The sequence below is a fragment of the Streptococcus urinalis 2285-97 genome, from assembly GCF_000188055.2.
Lineage (GTDB): Bacteria > Bacillota > Bacilli > Lactobacillales > Streptococcaceae > Streptococcus > Streptococcus urinalis.
Window position 1 is genome coordinate 1,807,141 of the sequence record NZ_AEUZ02000001.1, and the last position, 16,599, is coordinate 1,823,739.

The following is a 16,599-nucleotide window of genomic DNA, read 5'->3' on the forward strand; positions in this document are numbered from 1 at the left end:
CAGTCACATTAATTTATGATATAGTAACAATGATTGAATTTTCAAAGGAGAAAAAATGTCTACACAAGATAAAATTATTAAAGCCAGCCATCAAATAAACATGGCTGATATTATTAGGGAAGGTAACCCTACTCTTAGAGCAAATGCCAAGGAAGTGACTTTACCACTTTCAGATAGTGATATCATTTTAGGTGAAAAAATGATGCAATTCTTAAAAAATTCTCAAGATCCTGTTATGGCTGAAAAGATGGGATTAAGAGGAGGCGTTGGTTTAGCTGCACCTCAGCTTAATATTTCAAAACGCATTATTGCAGTTTTGGTTCCAAATATTGAAGATTCTGAGGGTAACCCACCAAAAGAAGCCTACAGTCTACAAGAAGTCATGTACAATCCTAAAGTTGTTTCTCATTCTGTTCAAGATGCAGCTTTAGCAGATGGAGAAGGCTGTTTATCGGTTGACCGTGTCGTTGAAGGTTATGTTGTTAGACACGCGCGTGTCACAGTTGAATATTTTGACAAAGAAGGCCAAAAACATAAAATCCGCTTAAAAGGTTATAATGCTATTGTCGTCCAACATGAAATTGATCATATTAATGGTATCATGTTCTATGATCGCATTAACCAAGCTTCACCTTTTGCTATTACAGAAGGTATGCTAATCATTGAATAATAAAAAAAGCTCATCAATGATGAGCTTTTTTTGTTTCTATTAACCAATGACTTTGAAACGATCTTCGTCTGCCATAAATTCTTTTTCACCAGCTGGTGCTTCAATTGTACCAAAGTTAAATTGAGCACGTAGTTTCCATGATTCTGGAAGGTCATATGCTTTTGCAACTGATACATCAATAACTGGGTTGTAATGTTGTAAGTTACCACCGAGACCTAATTCTGCAGAGAGTGCAGTCCAAGTGTTTACAGCTGTGATACCTGAAACTTGTTCAGACCAAACTGGGAAGTTATCGGCATAAAGTGCAAATTGTTCTTGCAATCCTTTAACAACTGCTTGATCTTCAAAGAATAAAACAGTTCCTTTTGCAGCACCAAAACCAGCTAATTTTTCTTTTGTTCCTGCAACTGCTTCTTCTGGAACACCTTGTTCTTTCATAGTAGCTGCCAAGTCAGTAAATACTAATTCATTCCAGAATTTTGTTACTTCGTCATCAAATAAAATCACGGCACGAGTTGTTTGGCTGTTAAAAGCTGATGGTGATTGACGGATAGCTTCTTTAATAACTTCAGCAATTTCTTCATTTGAAACTTCAGTGTTACGACCTAAAGCATAGATAGTACGACGGTTTTTTAATTCTTCTAAGAATGACATATTATTTCTCCTGTTATTACTATTTAACAATCAAACCAGTTCTCCTGTGATTCTTAAATAAACTAATTAATACTATATAGTAATTATATGCCTTTATTCAGAGAATGCAATTATTTTGCTTATAAGTCTTTAAATTTTTTCAGTAAATCAATCAACTGTAATTGTTCTTCTTGTGTTAATACTGAAAAAGACTCTTCTACACGTTTGATGTGTTTTGGTAGGATAACTTCAATCAGTTGACGTCCTTCTTGTGTTAAACCAACAATAAAAGCTCTTTTATCTTCACGGCATTTCTGTTTGAAAATCCAGCCATTACGCTCCATATTACGTAAGACAACTGTCATATTCCCAGAAGTAGCCAGTAATGATTCAATCAAATTGTTGATGCGCATATCACCTTTACTGTATAAAACTTCCAAGACACTAAATTGTGTTGGCGTTAAATCTGCAGATTTGAAAACATCTGATCCAAAACTATCTAAAGTTCTTTGGGCCTTTCGAAAGACCACCATAGCTTTGACAGCTGTGTTCTTATCTAATTCACTCATTCAATTCTCCTATACTTCCCTAGTAATCTTTTTTTGACTATCTTGATTAAAAAAAGAGTTAGGAACTTTATCCTAACCCTTTCCTCAAGTTCTGAACTTTATTTTATCATAGAAGATTACAAAAATAAAGTTCTAAAAGAAATCATCAAATAAGCTCAGTTGATTGTCCTCAGGCATATTTCCAAGGATACCCATCTCAGACATTTTCTCTACTAAAGTACTTGATAATCCACCACGCTTACGTAATTCTGTTTTTGAAAGAAATTCCCCTTCTTCTCTAGCTTTGACTAATTGTTTAGCAACGTTTTCACCCAAGCCTTCAACTGCAACAAATGGTGGAATTAAGGTATCGCCATCAATGATAAATTCTGTCGCTAAACTTCGATATAAGTCTAATTTACCAAACTTATAGCCACGTTCGAGCATTTCATTGACTAACTCTAGAGTCGTAAAGAGATCATTTTCAACATTTGTTGCTTCATTATGCTGTCTTTTCTCAGTAATATCAGCCATTCTCGCCTTAACCGCATCAAGTCCTGCACTCATGGTTTTTAATTCGAAAGCTTTTGCACGAATTGAAAAATAAGCACAATAATAATAGATTGGATGGTGAACTTTAAAGTAAGCAACTCGCAATGCCATAAGAACATAGGCAGCAGCATGGGCTTTAGGGAACATGTATTTGATTTTTCCACAGGACTCAATATACCAATCAGGTACATTATTATCTCGCATGGCTTGAATATAACCATTTCGTTCTTCTTCTGAAATTTTTAACCACATTCCTTTACGCACACGTTCCATAATGGTAAAAGCCATCTTTGGCTCTAAGCCTTGGTGCATCAAGTAAACCATGATATCGTCACGACAACCAATAACAGTTGATAGGTCTGCAATACCTTGTTTGATGAGATCCTGCGCATTTCCAAGCCAAACATCTGTTCCGTGTGATAAACCAGAAAGCTGTAATAACTCAGCAAAAGTTGTTGGGTGTGTTTCATTGACCATTCCACGGACAAAATTTGTTCCAAACTCTGGTATGCCAAGCATTCCAGTTGGTGTTCCAATTTGCTCTGGTGTAACGCCAAGAACCTCTGTCCCTGAAAAGAGTGCCATTACATCAGGATCATCAGCTAAAATACTTTTTGGATCAATTCCTGATAAATCTTGCAGTTTACGGATCATGGTTGGATCATCATGCCCAAGAATATCCAGTTTTAATACGTTTTCGTCAATATCATGGAAGTTAAAGTGAGTTGTCCGCCATGCTGCACTCAAATCATCAGCTGGATATTGGACTGGGGTAAAGTCATAGACATCCATATAATTTGGAATAACAACAATTCCTCCTGGATGTTGACCTGTTGTTCTTTTCACACCAGCAGCACCTTTTGCTAATCTGTCAACTTCGGCATCACGGTAAAACTTACCGTAATCTCTCTCATAACCTTTTACAAAACCAAAGGCCGTTTTATCTGCTACGGTACCAACAGTTCCTGCTCTAAAGGCATAATCTTCACCAAAAATATCGCGGACATCCAAATGGGCATCTGGCTGGTCATCACCAGAAAAGTTTAAGTCAATATCAGGTACTTTGTCTCCATCAAATCCTAGGAAGGTTTCAAAAGGAATGTCCTGTCCATCTTTCAAATAAAGTGTTCCACAATTTGGGCAATTCTTATCTGGTAAATCATAACCTGACCCATAAGAACCATCTGTTATAAATTCTGAATGCTGACAAGTTGGGCAAATATAGTGTGGTGGCATAGGATTTACCTCAGTAATCCCAATCATAGTAGCAACAAAACTAGAACCTACCGAACCACGTGAACCAACTAAATAACCACGTTCATTTGAACGGTTAACAAGCATTTGGGAAGCTAAATAAATCACCGCAAAGCCATTCCCTAGAATAGACGTTAATTCCTTTTCTATCCTTAAATCAATAATATCAGGTAGTGGATTGCCATAAATTTCAAAAGCTTTTTCATAGGTTAATTCCGCAACGGTTTCTTCAGCCTTATCAATATATGGCGTGTACAAATCTTGTTTTACAACTTCCACATCTTCAAATTGTTTTGCAAATGACTGTGTATTGTCAACAACAATCTGATAAGCTAATTCTTGACCTAAAAAAGCAAATTCATCGATCATCTCATTAGTTGTTCTGAAATGAGCTTTTGGTAATGGTGCTGATTGAGCATGTTCCCCACGACCAATTGGACGGTTTATCATGGCTCCTTGACCTAAGCTCCTAACAATAATTTCACGATAAATAGCTTCTTCTGGTTCTATATAATGGACATTTCCAGTTGCTAAAACAGGTTTATCAAGACGACGTCCAACCTCAATTAAATCTTTGATAATACTTTCTAGTCCAGACTGATCTTTAACTAACTCTTTAGCAATTAAAGGTTCGTAAAGAGCTGGCGGCATCACTTCAATAAAGTCATAATATTTAGCCACTTCAACTGTTTCATCGACACCTTTTGATAAAACTGCATCAAAAACTTCGCCTTCTGAACATGCTGTACCAAGAAGTAAGCCTTCACGATACTGGTCTAAAATAGTTCTAGGAATCCTTGCCACTCCTTCAAAGTATTTCACATTTGAAAGACTAACTAACTTAAAGATATTTTTTAAACCAACTTGATTTTTGACATAGATAGTTGCATGTTTGACACGTGCTTTTTTGTATGAATCCTCAGCAACTAGTTTGGTATTTAAATCAATCATATCTGATATACCATGTTTATCAAAAGCATGATTAATAAAAATAAATAAAAGTCTGCCTGTCGCTTCTGCATCATAATTGGCCATATGGTGATGTTCTAACGACACTTGGAAACGTTTTGTTAAAGGACCTAGGCCATGACGTTTATATTCTGGATAAAGATTTCTCGCGAATTCTAATGTGTCAATCACAGGTTGTGTGATAAGTGCTAAGCCATTTCGCTCGTAGTTAGCATTCATAAACCCAACATCAAAAGTAGCATTATGGGCAACAAGGACCGTATCTTGACAGAAATCTTGGAAAGCTTTCAAAACCTCAATAATCGGTTTTGAACCCCTAACGTGGTTATCTGTGATACCAGTCAATTCTGTTGTGAAGGCGGATAAAGGATAACCTGGATTGATAAACTCATCAAATTGTTCAATGATATTGCCTTTATACATTTTAGAAGCAGCAATTTGAATCAAATCATTATTAACAGCAGATAGTCCTGTCGTTTCAACGTCAAATACAACATATGTTGCTTCTTTTAAGGGCATTGAAACTTCATTATAAGTAATGGGAACTTTATCTTCAACGATATTAGCTTCCAAACCAAAAATGGCTTTTATCCCTAATTTTTTAGCGCGATGATAGCCATGCGGAAAACTTTGAACATTACCATGGTCAGTAATAGCGATGGCAGGATGTCCCCACTCAGCTGCTTTATCAATTAATTCCTCAACAGTTGGCAGAGCATCCATGGTTGACATATTAGTATGGGCATGAAATTCAACTCTTTTTTGATCTTCAGGCATCAAATCTTTACGATTATGGTGAACAATCTCTTTAACTTGTTGAACATTCATGGTCAAACTTTTGGTAAATTGATTATTTTCAATGTTTCCCTGAACTCTTAACCAAGCTCCTTTAGAAATCATGTCATATTTTTTAAGATCATCATCATCCTTTGCCCATTTTTGCATGGCAAAACTAGATGTATAATCTGTCATTTTAAAATTAATGATGTGTCGGCCAGTTCTGGTTGTTTTCTTTTCAACATCAAAGACCATCCCTTCAAAGACAATCCGATTTTCCTCAGTTTGAATATCAACCATAGGTGTGATTTCAGCTTTTTCAAAACCAGATTGGCGTTTTGGCGCCCTCTCTTGATAAGAGTAGCTAGGTTTTTGAACTTCTTCTTGTGGCATTGAAGCTTCCAGCGATTTTTGAGCTTGCGCATTTTCTTGCACTGCTTTTTCAAGTAAAGCATCTTTGCTTGAAATATAATCCTCAGTCATAGCTTTTGTCATACCATCATCGGACACAATATCAAACGATAACTCTGGAAAACCAAACTTTGTCATCTGTTTTGCTAAATTAGGAAGATGATTTTTTCTAAAATGATCATTATTGACAAATTGTGGTGCTGTTATCAAAACTTTGTCATCTTGTAAGGATACTTTTAAGTGTGAAAATGAAGATTTAAAGCTAGCACCATTACATGGGGGATAATTAAAAGCAGCCTCATAATAAGCTTGTAATAAATCATCAGAAAACTGATGATTCTTTACTTCAATTGTAAAACTTACTTTGATGTCAGCTTTTTCAAAACTGTTGGTTAGTCTACTTTCAAGCTCATAATAATCTCTTAAAGGAAGAATTTCTGAAAAAAGAAACTGAAATTCCCAATGACGAGACACTGAGTGAACATTGACCTCTTTAATATCCGCAGATGAAAAAGCACCTGATTGCTTAATTTCAAGTGGCATTTCTATTTGGTCCATCAATTTTTCAAACAAATCTGACATCTTATACTCCTGAATTTTCTATTGTTTATTTTACCATAAATCAAGATTATTGACGATTATCTAACAAGAAAAAAGCCAAGACATTTCTTGACTTTCTTTCTGTTAATCAATTAGAGATTCATTGATTAAAGGCTGATCTTCTGGTGATATTTGAGGTGATTCAATGGATAATTCATCTTCTTTTTCGGCTTCAATACTTTGAGTTGACGCTTCTGTAACATCGTCTAAGTCATTTTCAATCAAACTTTGATAATAGGCGGCATCTGTTGCATAAATGTATGGTACTAGCCAAATATAACCAATTCCTAAAGTTAATGTCGCTAACAGTTCCCAACCAAGAAAGCTCAACTGAAGAACAAAATATTCCCACTTATGACCATCCATCAGTTCTCTACTTTTGGTAATTGGAGAAGTAACGCTTACTTCTTGTCCATTTTCAAGATCATCTTTTAACACATAAATGGTTTGAGAATAGCTGAAGCTTTTGATAATGCCAGGAATAATAAATAATAAGAACCAAAGATATAAAAATATGCTTTCTATAATTATCATCCATAAAAATTTAAAATAACGTTTTTCTTTAAAAGCATATAAAACAGCATCTTCAAAGTCATGACGTTTATTTCTGATTAAATCTAACATAGCTGTACTTTGGCTGACATTAAAACCAATCAAGGCTAGTACAAAAGCTAAGTAAACAATCAAGATTAATATAATAACCACAATTATGGTTGTATCTGTTGGATTAAAACCAATAAACATGATTAAAAAAGTAATTAATATGGTATAAATGGGCATTAGTGCAAAACTGGGAACCAATGTCACCGCTATCGCCCAACCCCAATTTCCTTTTAAAGCTTCTTTAGCTTGCGATTTGAGTTCACTTCTTGTTTTCATAAAAATCCCTCATTTCTTTTCTTTTATTATAACATACATCTCAGATTAAATATTAATCATCATAACATTTTAACTGTGGCCATTTATCCTTCCAATTTTTTTGTTTTAGTCTATTTTTATATAAACGCATTCTATCTGAATCTTCTTTAAAATGTGGTGTTGGGTGAATTTCTAATGAGGCAATGACTGAAAGGCCATAGGGTGCAAATAAAATTAGTTTTCCATCAATATCAATTTTTATTGCGATAGCTGTTGCTGTTTCAGGGTATTTTGAAATGGCATCACGACTACTTGTATAAGGTTTTGTATTTGGACTATGATGATACATCAGATACTGGTTTCTAACTTGCCACTGATAATCTGAAAATTTTTGATTAAGCTTTGTCTCAATTGACAATTGATTTTCATAGGTCATCTCTGGATCATAAAAGACAATATCTATATCAGATTCACTTAAGCTGTGATGTTGATGTGTCACTTCATCCCAGATAACATTTCGAACACTACCTGCAGCAAGCCAAGCATCTTTTAATGGTAATTCTGAAATAATACCTAACACTTGCATTAGTTGTTGATTATTTGAAATAAGTTCTAGCAATTCTTTTTCTGTCATAACTAAAGTATAACAAAATAAAAACAACCTAAATAGCTGTTTTTAACATTTTACCTTTGATGACTTCTTAACAGTTTTGCTCTCATTCAATGCTATGATATAAATAGCATTTAAAAAATGAAGGGAGAGTTAAGAAAAGCATGAGAAAACTGATTAAACTATGTTGTGTCACTGTTACAATTTGTTTTAGTTTGTTAATAATCAATATGTTTAGAACAAATGAAATAAATCGCATTAATCATATAGAAGATGGACTTTATACACTTCATTTCTATTTATCAAATCAACAAAAATCCTCAGAAGAAGTCATGACTTTTTTGACTAACCTCTCTAAAAAACAAAAAGTCTCAATTGTTAAAACTGATAATAATGGTAGTGAAGTGATAAAGTCTGTCATCCTTAACAAAACAACCTTTCCTAGTAGTAACTTTGGGTTAAAGAAAATTGATTTTTCATCAAATCCTAAAGGTCAATATACCAATAAGAAAGTAGAAAATCAGTTAGGTTATATCAAAACTTTTCTAAAAGCCAAAACAATCAAACTTCAGCTCTTATCCACTTACTTTGAAGATAACTCTCACTCTATCAATGGACAATACAGTCTTGTCTCCACCTATCACTTTAATCAAAAAAAAGATAATTGATGAGCTCGCAAACTATTTTAAGACCGACAAACATTTACTTCTTAAAGCAAATTCACAATCAATGGCTAGTTATATCAATCAGTCATTTATCATTACCTTAATATGCTTTTTACTGTCCTTGTTTATATTATTACTATGTGCAACCTATCAACCACTCACACAACTTAAGCAAATTGGCATCAAAAAATTATTAGGACATTCACATTTATCAATCCTGTCAGACTATGTTTTGTCAAATTGTCTTTTGATTTTCATAACGTCAGTGATATTTGATCTTCTTTGTTTGATGCTTCTTGAAGTCATTCCTCAATATTTTTTTATGAGTTTAATTTGGGGACAATTGGCGCTAATCTTCTTTTACTTGCTAACTGGTCTCATTGTTTATTTTATTATTCAACAAGTTACGATTTCAAAACTACTAAAAGGTTTCTAAGGCTTTCGTATTGGTCTTATCATTAACCTCTTTTTCAAAGTAATCATTACCGTTTTGGTTGCTCTTGGTGCGTTCAGTATTTCAACTATTTTAAACGACTTAAATAAACAAGTTAAAATTCAAAAAGACTGGGATAAACATGCTAGACAATATTTGACAGTTGAATCAATCTCACCTAGTCAAAAACTTTGGCAAGATTTACAAGCAAACCAACTAGCTTCTAATGATTATTTCAGTCACGTTTTTCATGAAATTTAAAAAAAGACAAATGCTTTATATATCAAAAGTGAGCAAATTCAGGTGAACAAGACATATGGTATTAGTGGATTTGGGCAAATAGATGTATTGTATGTTAACCAAAATTATTTAAAAACACTTCCTATTAATCTTAAATCTCCTAGCCACAAAAAAGTCTTTTTAGTTCCTGTCCAATATAAAAATAAAGCAATTGAAAAATTAGTTAAGCAACTTTATTTTTCACAACTCAGTTATGAAGAACAACAAAAAACAACTGTTGAACATTTACCAATCGCAATTAGCTATTATCAAAACACCATAAAAACTTTTAACTATAATGATACTAAAGCAGAAATGATTAGTAATCCTATTATAGGTATCTTATCTAATAAATTATTATTTGAAGAAGCTGCTTATCTCTCAAACACTGGTCTGAGTAATCCTTTAAAAATACCTAGAACACATCATTCGCAAAAGGTAGCTAACCAAATTTTTACTAAATATGATCCTGAAACGACCATAAAATTATCAACCTTACATGATATTCAACAAAACATGTTAGATTCCTTAATAAGTGGCAGGAATAACTTTTTATTTCTTGTTGGTATTTTAGTATTTCTAAATAGTGTGATTTCTTACTTTTTAATTGTGGCCCTTTTTCTTACTCGTAAACAAGAATTATTAACCATGAAATTTTTAGGATGGCGCTTAATTAATCGATATCTTTTTCTACTATCTATTGTTGCTTCAATACAGATAGTCGCATTTATTTGTTTATTCATAGCAAAAGCTCAACTCAGTGTCTTACTTTTATATTGCTTCTACATTACTATTGATCTTTTCTTGATTATTTTAATGGTCTATTCTTATGAATCAAAAAATTTGGTACTGCTTCTAAAGAAAGGTGAATTATGATACACGTCAAAAATCTAAGTAAAAACATTAATGGCCACATTATTTTTCAAGATGTTAATATTGATATTTCTGAAGGTGAATTAATTGCTATCACTGGTCCTAGTGGCTGTGGAAAGACAACGCTACTAAATATACTTGGCCTAATTGATGATGACTATACGGGTACATATCAGTTTGAAAATGTTCAAAACATCAAATCAAATACACACCAGTCTCAAAAAATAATTAGAGAAAAAATAAATTATCTCTTCCAAAATTTTGCACTGATTGATAATGAAACTGTCTTTAATAATCTAAAACTTGCTCTGAAATATGTTAAACTATCAAAGTCAGAAAAACGAAAGATGATTACAACCATGTTAGAAGAGGTTGGTCTTGCCCATAAGATAGATTAAAAAGTATTAGAACTATCTGGTGGTGAGCAACAACGAGTCGCTGTTGTCATAGCTATCATAAAGCCCTGTCAAGTCATTTTAGCAGATGAACCTACAGGTTCACTTGATGATGATAATAGAAATTCAATATTACGATTACTCAAAAAAATCCAACAACAGGGTAAAACCATCATCATTGTCACCCATGATTTAGAAGTGGCAAATCAATGTGATCGTATTATAAGGATTCATACAATTAAGTAAAAAAAACAGCCTAAACAGCTGTTTTTTTATTTTGTCAATATTTCTAAAGTTTCGATAAGATTGTAAGCATGAACTTCAATGCTATCACCACTAGATTTAATTTTAACTTCAACAATTCCTTCTTGAGCTTTTTTACCAACTGTGACACGGATAGGAAGTCCAATCAAATCACTATCAGAGAATTTTGAACCAACACGCTCATTACGATCATCAGTTAATACTTCATAACCTTTTTCAACTAATTGATTTTCAATGGTTTGCGTTAAATCATTAGCCACCTGATCTTTAACATTTACAGTAATAAGATGAACATCAAATGGTGCTAATTCTTTAGGGAAATTAATACCCCATGAATATCGAAAATCACCTTTAGGTGTTTTATTAACAAATAACCTAGCATGTTGCTCAATAACCGCTGATAAAATACGACTGACACCAATACCATAGCAACCCATGATTACAGGTACTGAATGACCATTTTCATCTAAGATATGTACATTCATACTTTCGGAATAACGTGTTCCAAGTTTGAAAATATGGCCAATTTCGATACCTCTAGCGAACTGTAGTGTCCCTTGTCCATCAGGTGATAATTCACCTTCTTTAACTTCACGAATATCAACGTATTCAGCTTCAAAATCTCGTCCTGGATTTACACCAGTAAAATGATAACCATCTTGGTTTGCCCCAGCAATTGCATCCGTCAAATCTTGAACTTTACGATCAGCAATAATGCGGATATCTTCTGCTAAATTGACTGGCCCTAGAGAACCAAATCCAGCACCTAAAATAGCTTTCGCGTCATCTTCGCTAGCTGTATCAAGGAAGTCAGCACCTAAATAATTTTTAAGTTTAACTTCATTTAGCTGGTCATTACCAACTAACAAAGCAACAACTGGTTTTTCATCAGCAATCAAAAGAAGTGTCTTGATTGTTTCTTCTTCACCAACTTTAAAGAATTCAGATACTGCATCAATTGTCTTGCAATCTGGTGTCTCTATTTTTTCAAGTTGGTTTTGACTAGCTACTTTTGTTTTGGGTTTGTAAGCATCGGAAGCCATTTCTAAGTTTGCTGCATAGCTTGAGGCAGTAGAATAGGCAATGGTATCTTCGCCAGAAACCAACCAAGAAGTTAACTCAGTTTTAATATTTTCCAGAACATCTTCAGGAATGTCATCAATAGAAGCGATTGATTTATCTAAGACTAACCAGCGACTTAAATCTGTTCGTTCAGGTGTAATTGCCATAAACTCTTGGGAGTCTTTACCTCCCATTGCACCACCATCACCAATAATTCCTTTAAAATCTAGACCAGCACGTTTAAAAATGGCTTCGTATGCTTTTCGATAATCTTCATAGGTGATGTCTAAGCTTTCATAATTTGGATGGAAACTATAACCATCTTTCATGATAAATTCACGTGTACGCAATAGACCATTACGTGGTCTCTTTTCATCACGGTATTTTGATTGAATTTGATACACATTAAGTGGTAATTGTTTATAAGATTTTACCGCATCACGAATTAAGACCGTTAAGGTTTCTTCGTGCGTTGGCCCAAGGATAAAATCAGAATTATCACGATTTTTGAGTTTGTAAAGGTCATCGCCATAAGTATCATAACGACCTGATTCACGCCATAAATCAGCGGTTAGTAGTGCAGGTGCTAACATTTCTACAGCACCAATCTTTTCAAATTCTTGACGCATAATAGTCTTGAATTTTTCGATGGTACGATTTGCCAATGGCAAATAAGCATAGATACCTGCAGAGATTTGTCGGACATAACCAGCTCGAACCATTAAAGCATGACTGATTACTTGTGCATCACTTGGCATTTCGCGAAGTGTTGGGATTAACATGTTTGATTGTTTCATTACTCTTTTTCAGAAAAAACAAATCACTAACTGTGTTGAGATTTGTTTTTTTTATTCCTTTCAATCAATTTTAAGATAAATTTATCTTTAGAAATGTTGTATTTTAGGTTGTTGATTTTTTAGAAGAAGGTTCGCATAATATCATTCCAAGTCACAGCAATCATTAATACCACCATGATAGCAACACCTGCTAAGGTAATATAGGTTTCTGTTTCTTGTTTCATTGGTTTTCGACGAATTGCTTCAATGATATTCATCAAAATTTTACCACCATCAAGGGCAGGGATCGGGATGAGGTTAAAAATACCTAAGTTCATTGATAACATTCCCATAAGACTTAACACTGAGATAATGCCTTGTTTTGCAGCATCACTACTCATCTTGTACATAGCAACTGGTCCACCAAGTTTATTTAAACTAAAGTTGAAAACAAGATTCTTCAATGCAACAAGAATAGCAAGTGCACCATAAATAGATAATTTTAAACCACCAACTAATTTATCAACTAAACCTGTTTTTAGTGCAGGTCTGACCCCAATAATATAGGAGGATTGACTTTTTTCCGGTTTTAATGTCAGTTTTTTAGTCGTATTTTTAGATTTTACAGAAACCCTTATGGTCTTGTGTTTTGAATCCAGTTTTTGAGTTGCTTTCTCAACGGCTTGAGTCAAATCTTGCCAATTTGAGACGGTATTATTTCCAACTGACAAAATCCGATCATTTGTTTTGATACCTGCTTTCTGAGCTGGGCTATTTTCAACAACTCGAACGGCATTGGTTTGTTCATTAGGTGAACCACCTTGCATAAAAACAAGAATGGTAAAAACAATAATACCCAAAATAAAATTATTCATGGGACCTGCAAAATTAGTTATCATTCTCCCCCATACGCTTGCATTTTGGTATTGAACATCTAGAGGAGCTATTCTAATTTCTGTTCCATCTTCTTCCACAATAGTAGCATCATGATCGACCTTATAAGTTTTTGTTTCATCAAAAACTAAACCTGTGATAGTCAGTTTATCTTCCAAATCATGAGATGTCACATAAATGGGAAGACTGGTATTATCAATTTGTTTTGATGACAGATTGATACGGGTTACGATGTGTTCATCATTTAAACTCAGACTTGCTGGCGTACCCGTTTTTATCTCAGTCTTGTCATCACCCCAACCTGCCATTCGGACATAACCACCAAGTGGTAAAATACGAATAGTATAAAGGGTGCCTTGACTATCCATATGGGAAAAAATCTTTGGTCCCATACCAATAGCAAATTCTCTTACTAAAATACCTGATTTTTTAGCAAAATAGAAATGCCCAAATTCATGGACAACAACTAAAATACCAAAAATAATGATAAAGGTTAATATTCCTAGCATAGATTTCCTCTCATTTTTTAATTGATACTTTTAGGAATTAAAACAAACCTACAAGGTGCATGATTGGAAAAACAAAAATCAATGAATCACAGCGGTCTAAAATACCACCATGACCTGGAATTAATTTACCAGAGTCTTTAACATTAAAATGACGTTTAAAAGCACTTTCTACTAAATCTCCAAATTGACCAAAAATACTAAAAATGACCACATAGAGCAGCATCATTATGAAGGAGTGAGGTGCATAGACAGACTTGTCAACAATCATAAAAATAATGGCAACAACTACTGCACAGATAATTCCACCTAAACTACCTTCAACTGTTTTATTAGGTGAAACAGAAGGTAGGAGCTTACGTTTTCCAACACGACGTCCAATAGCATAAGCACCAATATCTGTCGCCCAAACAATAAATAAAGCTAATAAAACTTTATCAATACCAGCCATACGAGCTGTTACTAAATTTTGAAAACCAATCCCTACGTAAAAGCTACTCGCAATTGGGAAAGCAGCATCATCAAAACTGTAAGAATGATTGTTAAATACAGTTCCAGCTAATATGAGAAAGACCATCATGGCATAAACTGTTATGTTGCCATTCATTGGTAAAGATGAAAAATAGTTATCTAAAGGTATGGTTAGAAAGAAGGCTCCAAGCATTGCCAAAACACCTTCAAATGATAAGATTTCTAAACCCTTCATTTTAAGCAACTCTGATACCCCAATCATGGCTAAAATACCAACAAAAAATTGAAATGGCAGATTCCCAATTAATAAGAAGGGGATAAAAATCGCTGCTGCTACACCACCCCAAATGACACGTTCTCTCATTAGTTTTTTCTCCTTCTAGACACCACCAAATCGACGATGTCTGCGATTATAGTCTTCGATTGCTTTCATTAATTCATCCTGATTAAAATCAGGCCACAAAACTGGTGTAAAGTATAATTCACTGTAAGCTGATTGCCAAGGTAAAAAATTACTTAATCTGAGTTCACCACTAGTCCTAATGATTAAATCAGGATTACGATACAAATAAGGTAAATTATCCGTCATCAAATAATTGGCAATTAAATCTTCTGTGATATCATCAGGATTTAATTTGGCATCTAGGACATCTTGAGCAATCAATTTAACAGCACTGGTAATTTCATCACGACCGCCATAATTCAAAGCAAAGTTAAGAACCAATCCAGAATTTCCACGCGTTTCTTTGATAGCTCTATTTAAAGCATCCAGTGTTTCTTTAGGTAGCCTATTTGTCTGTCCAATCATTTGGATGCGGACATTATTACGGTTTAACTCTGGAACATACTTATCAAAGAATTCCACAGGTAAATTCATGATAAATGAAACTTCATCTTGGGGACGAGACCAATTTTCAGTTGAAAAAGCGTAAACGGTCAAGACTCTAACCCCTAGTTCTGAAGCTTTAATGGTGACATTTTGTAATGCATCCATTCCAGCCTTATGACCAAAAACACGTGGTTTTAAGCGTTTTTTAGCCCATCTCCCATTACCATCCATGATAATGCCAATATGTTTTGGTATTTTGTCAATTATGATTTCTTTTGTTTTTCGATTTAATCCAAACATGTTTTTTCCTTATAAAAGCATACTAACATTTATTTTACCATATTTTCCGCTATTTGACTCACCATTTGCAAACTTCAAGGCCAAAAATAAAAAAGGACAGTAAATGCCCCCTTTTTATCCATAAGTCTGTATTATTCTTCAATTGCAGATTCTTCTGCAACGACTGATGTTTCTTCCACAACGGGTGTTTGTGATACTGCAGCATTAGCTTTTGAAACGATACGTTTGATAGCTGATAATTCAAAAGTTAAATAAACGCCATCAACATCTAAAACAATTTTTTTAGCATCACGATCTAATTCATCAACAATGGCAAACATACCGCCAATAGTAATGACTTCATCGCCTTTTTGAATAGTTTCTAACTGATTTTGACGTTCTTGTGCTTGTTTTTTTTGTTGGCGTTGCATAAACCAAATCATACCAAACATAATAACAAACATGATAATAATTGAGTAATTCATTTTTTTCTCCTTATTTCCTTAAAGATCAAAATCTACTATATCAAAAATATGGTAACAAGGCAATATAATCATGCAAAATTGATGACTATCTTATCCTTTGATAAATGAGCTAATAAATGGTTCTGTAACAGATGAGTCACAAACCACCTTAGTTTCACCAGCTTTAGAAACTAATAGACCAGGTACCGTTGGCACATCATATTTATTTCTTAAAGCCATAATTTGGGATTGGTCTTCTAAATTTCCACTATTTAAATAGTAAACAGCAATAGATTCTTCCTTTATAACGTTAGCTAGTTTTGGAACAAACCGTTGACAATATGGGCAAGTAGGACGACCAATAAAAGCTACTAAATCCTCTTTATTTGCTAGTTTTTCTGAAAGTTCTTTTGCTGTAACTTCCTTAAATTGTGCTACTGATTCTTCAAATGATGACATCTTGTTCTCCTTCTTTCGTCTTTTCTAAACTTATCTTATCCAAAAACGAGATAAACTTCAAATTTATG

General features: G+C 33.9%; 15 protein-coding genes and 1 pseudogene. 5 read left to right on the forward strand and 11 right to left on the reverse strand.

All coding sequences use genetic code 11. From position 1 onward, the window contains the following. Positions 1-55 precede the first annotated feature (55 nt). The gene (gene def / locus STRUR_RS09220; protein ID WP_006739911.1) at positions 56-670 is read left to right on the forward strand and encodes a peptide deformylase; all 615 of its coding nucleotides are present in this window, start codon (positions 56-58) and stop codon (positions 668-670) included. A gap of 39 nt (positions 671-709) precedes the next feature. Here the strand turns inward: def and STRUR_RS09225 are convergent, their stop codons facing one another. The 5 genes from STRUR_RS09225 to STRUR_RS09245 form a co-directional block, all read right to left on the reverse strand. Beyond that, a complete protein-coding gene (locus STRUR_RS09225) occupies positions 710-1,324 on the reverse strand; it encodes a nitroreductase family protein (protein WP_006740480.1) in 615 nt (204 codons plus the stop codon). 119 nt (positions 1,325-1,443) lie between these two features. After that, positions 1,444-1,872 (reverse strand): MarR family winged helix-turn-helix transcriptional regulator, encoded by a 429-nt coding sequence (locus tag STRUR_RS09230; RefSeq protein ID WP_006738683.1) that lies wholly within the window; start codon positions 1,870-1,872, stop codon positions 1,444-1,446. A gap of 132 nt (positions 1,873-2,004) precedes the next feature. Beyond that, the gene (locus STRUR_RS09235) at positions 2,005-6,396 is read right to left on the reverse strand and encodes a PolC-type DNA polymerase III (protein ID WP_006739312.1); all 4,392 of its coding nucleotides are present in this window, start codon (positions 6,394-6,396) and stop codon (positions 2,005-2,007) included. Positions 6,397-6,498: 102 nt separating this feature from the next. Further along, positions 6,499-7,293, reverse strand: a complete 795-nt coding sequence (locus STRUR_RS09240) for a DUF975 family protein (RefSeq protein WP_006739066.1) — start codon at positions 7,291-7,293, stop codon at positions 6,499-6,501. 52 nt (positions 7,294-7,345) lie between these two features. Continuing rightward, a complete protein-coding gene (locus tag STRUR_RS09245) occupies positions 7,346-7,906 on the reverse strand; it encodes a nucleotidyltransferase family protein (RefSeq protein ID WP_006739032.1) in 561 nt (186 codons plus the stop codon). A gap of 140 nt (positions 7,907-8,046) precedes the next feature. Here STRUR_RS09245 and STRUR_RS09250 point away from each other — a divergent pair, with 140 nt between their 5' ends. The 4 genes and pseudogenes from STRUR_RS09250 to STRUR_RS11945 all read left to right on the forward strand — a co-directional run bounded on the left by STRUR_RS09250 (position 8,047) and on the right by STRUR_RS11945 (position 10,773). Beyond that, positions 8,047-8,550, forward strand: a complete 504-nt coding sequence (locus tag STRUR_RS09250; protein WP_006740741.1) for a hypothetical protein — start codon at positions 8,047-8,049, stop codon at positions 8,548-8,550. 487 nt (positions 8,551-9,037) lie between these two features. Next, positions 9,038-9,241: a hypothetical protein gene (locus STRUR_RS09260; RefSeq protein WP_006739823.1), complete on the forward strand. Its 204-nt coding sequence runs from the start codon at positions 9,038-9,040 to the stop codon at positions 9,239-9,241. Between the two features lie 42 nt (positions 9,242-9,283). Beyond that, a complete protein-coding gene (locus tag STRUR_RS09265; RefSeq protein WP_006739210.1) occupies positions 9,284-10,135 on the forward strand; it encodes a hypothetical protein in 852 nt (283 codons plus the stop codon). Beyond that, positions 10,132-10,773 (forward strand): annotated as a pseudogene (locus STRUR_RS11945) (putative bacteriocin export ABC transporter). Before STRUR_RS09265 ends, STRUR_RS11945 begins: the two are co-directional and overlap by 4 nt. A 26-nt stretch (positions 10,774-10,799) precedes the next feature. Here the strand turns inward: STRUR_RS11945 and STRUR_RS09275 are convergent. The 6 genes from STRUR_RS09275 to STRUR_RS09300 all read right to left on the reverse strand — a co-directional run bounded on the left by STRUR_RS09275 (position 10,800) and on the right by STRUR_RS09300 (position 16,531). Then, positions 10,800-12,650 (reverse strand): proline--tRNA ligase, encoded by a 1,851-nt coding sequence (locus tag STRUR_RS09275; RefSeq protein ID WP_040832810.1) that lies wholly within the window; start codon positions 12,648-12,650, stop codon positions 10,800-10,802. Between the two features lie 119 nt (positions 12,651-12,769). Next, entirely contained in the window at positions 12,770-14,032 is a 1,263-nt protein-coding gene (gene rseP / locus STRUR_RS09280; RefSeq protein WP_006739090.1) for an RIP metalloprotease RseP, read from the reverse strand. A 37-nt stretch (positions 14,033-14,069) separates the two neighbouring features. Continuing rightward, on the reverse strand, positions 14,070-14,864 hold the full coding sequence (locus STRUR_RS09285; protein WP_006738526.1) for a phosphatidate cytidylyltransferase: 795 nt from the start codon (positions 14,862-14,864) through the stop codon (positions 14,070-14,072). 15 nt (positions 14,865-14,879) lie between these two features. Further along, positions 14,880-15,629 (reverse strand): undecaprenyl pyrophosphate synthase, encoded by a 750-nt coding sequence (gene uppS, locus STRUR_RS09290; protein WP_006740062.1) that lies wholly within the window; start codon positions 15,627-15,629, stop codon positions 14,880-14,882. 131 nt (positions 15,630-15,760) lie between these two features. Continuing rightward, positions 15,761-16,093 (reverse strand): preprotein translocase subunit YajC, encoded by a 333-nt coding sequence (gene yajC, locus STRUR_RS09295; RefSeq protein WP_006739363.1) that lies wholly within the window; start codon positions 16,091-16,093, stop codon positions 15,761-15,763. 90 nt (positions 16,094-16,183) lie between these two features. Beyond that, complete coding sequence (locus tag STRUR_RS09300) at positions 16,184-16,531, reverse strand: DUF6568 family protein (RefSeq protein ID WP_006738924.1); 348 nt, start codon at positions 16,529-16,531, stop codon at positions 16,184-16,186. Between the last annotated feature and the right edge of the window lie 68 nt (positions 16,532-16,599).

Excerpts from the sequence above, each read along its gene's own strand:
- STRUR_RS09250 (WP_006740741.1), top strand. The coding sequence starts at position 8,047 with ATGAGAAAACTGATTAAACTATGTTGTGTCACTGTTACAATTTGTTTT.
- yajC (WP_006739363.1), bottom strand. The coding sequence starts at position 16,093 with ATGAATTACTCAATTATTATCATGTTTGTTATTATGTTTGGTATGATT.
- STRUR_RS09285 (WP_006738526.1), bottom strand. The coding sequence starts at position 14,864 with ATGAGAGAACGTGTCATTTGGGGTGGTGTAGCAGCAGCGATTTTTATC.
- rseP (WP_006739090.1), bottom strand. The coding sequence starts at position 14,032 with ATGCTAGGAATATTAACCTTTATCATTATTTTTGGTATTTTAGTTGTT.
- uppS (WP_006740062.1), bottom strand. The coding sequence starts at position 15,629 with ATGTTTGGATTAAATCGAAAAACAAAAGAAATCATAATTGACAAAATA.
- def (WP_006739911.1), top strand. The coding sequence starts at position 56 with ATGTCTACACAAGATAAAATTATTAAAGCCAGCCATCAAATAAACATG.
- STRUR_RS09240 (WP_006739066.1), bottom strand. The coding sequence starts at position 7,293 with ATGAAAACAAGAAGTGAACTCAAATCGCAAGCTAAAGAAGCTTTAAAA.
- STRUR_RS09225 (WP_006740480.1), bottom strand. The coding sequence starts at position 1,324 with ATGTCATTCTTAGAAGAATTAAAAAACCGTCGTACTATCTATGCTTTA.
- STRUR_RS09275 (WP_040832810.1), bottom strand. The coding sequence starts at position 12,650 with ATGAAACAATCAAACATGTTAATCCCAACACTTCGCGAAATGCCAAGT.
- STRUR_RS09300 (WP_006738924.1), bottom strand. The coding sequence starts at position 16,531 with ATGTCATCATTTGAAGAATCAGTAGCACAATTTAAGGAAGTTACAGCA.
- STRUR_RS09230 (WP_006738683.1), bottom strand. The coding sequence starts at position 1,872 with ATGAGTGAATTAGATAAGAACACAGCTGTCAAAGCTATGGTGGTCTTT.
- STRUR_RS09245 (WP_006739032.1), bottom strand. The coding sequence starts at position 7,906 with ATGACAGAAAAAGAATTGCTAGAACTTATTTCAAATAATCAACAACTA.
- STRUR_RS09235 (WP_006739312.1), bottom strand. The coding sequence starts at position 6,396 with ATGTCAGATTTGTTTGAAAAATTGATGGACCAAATAGAAATGCCACTT.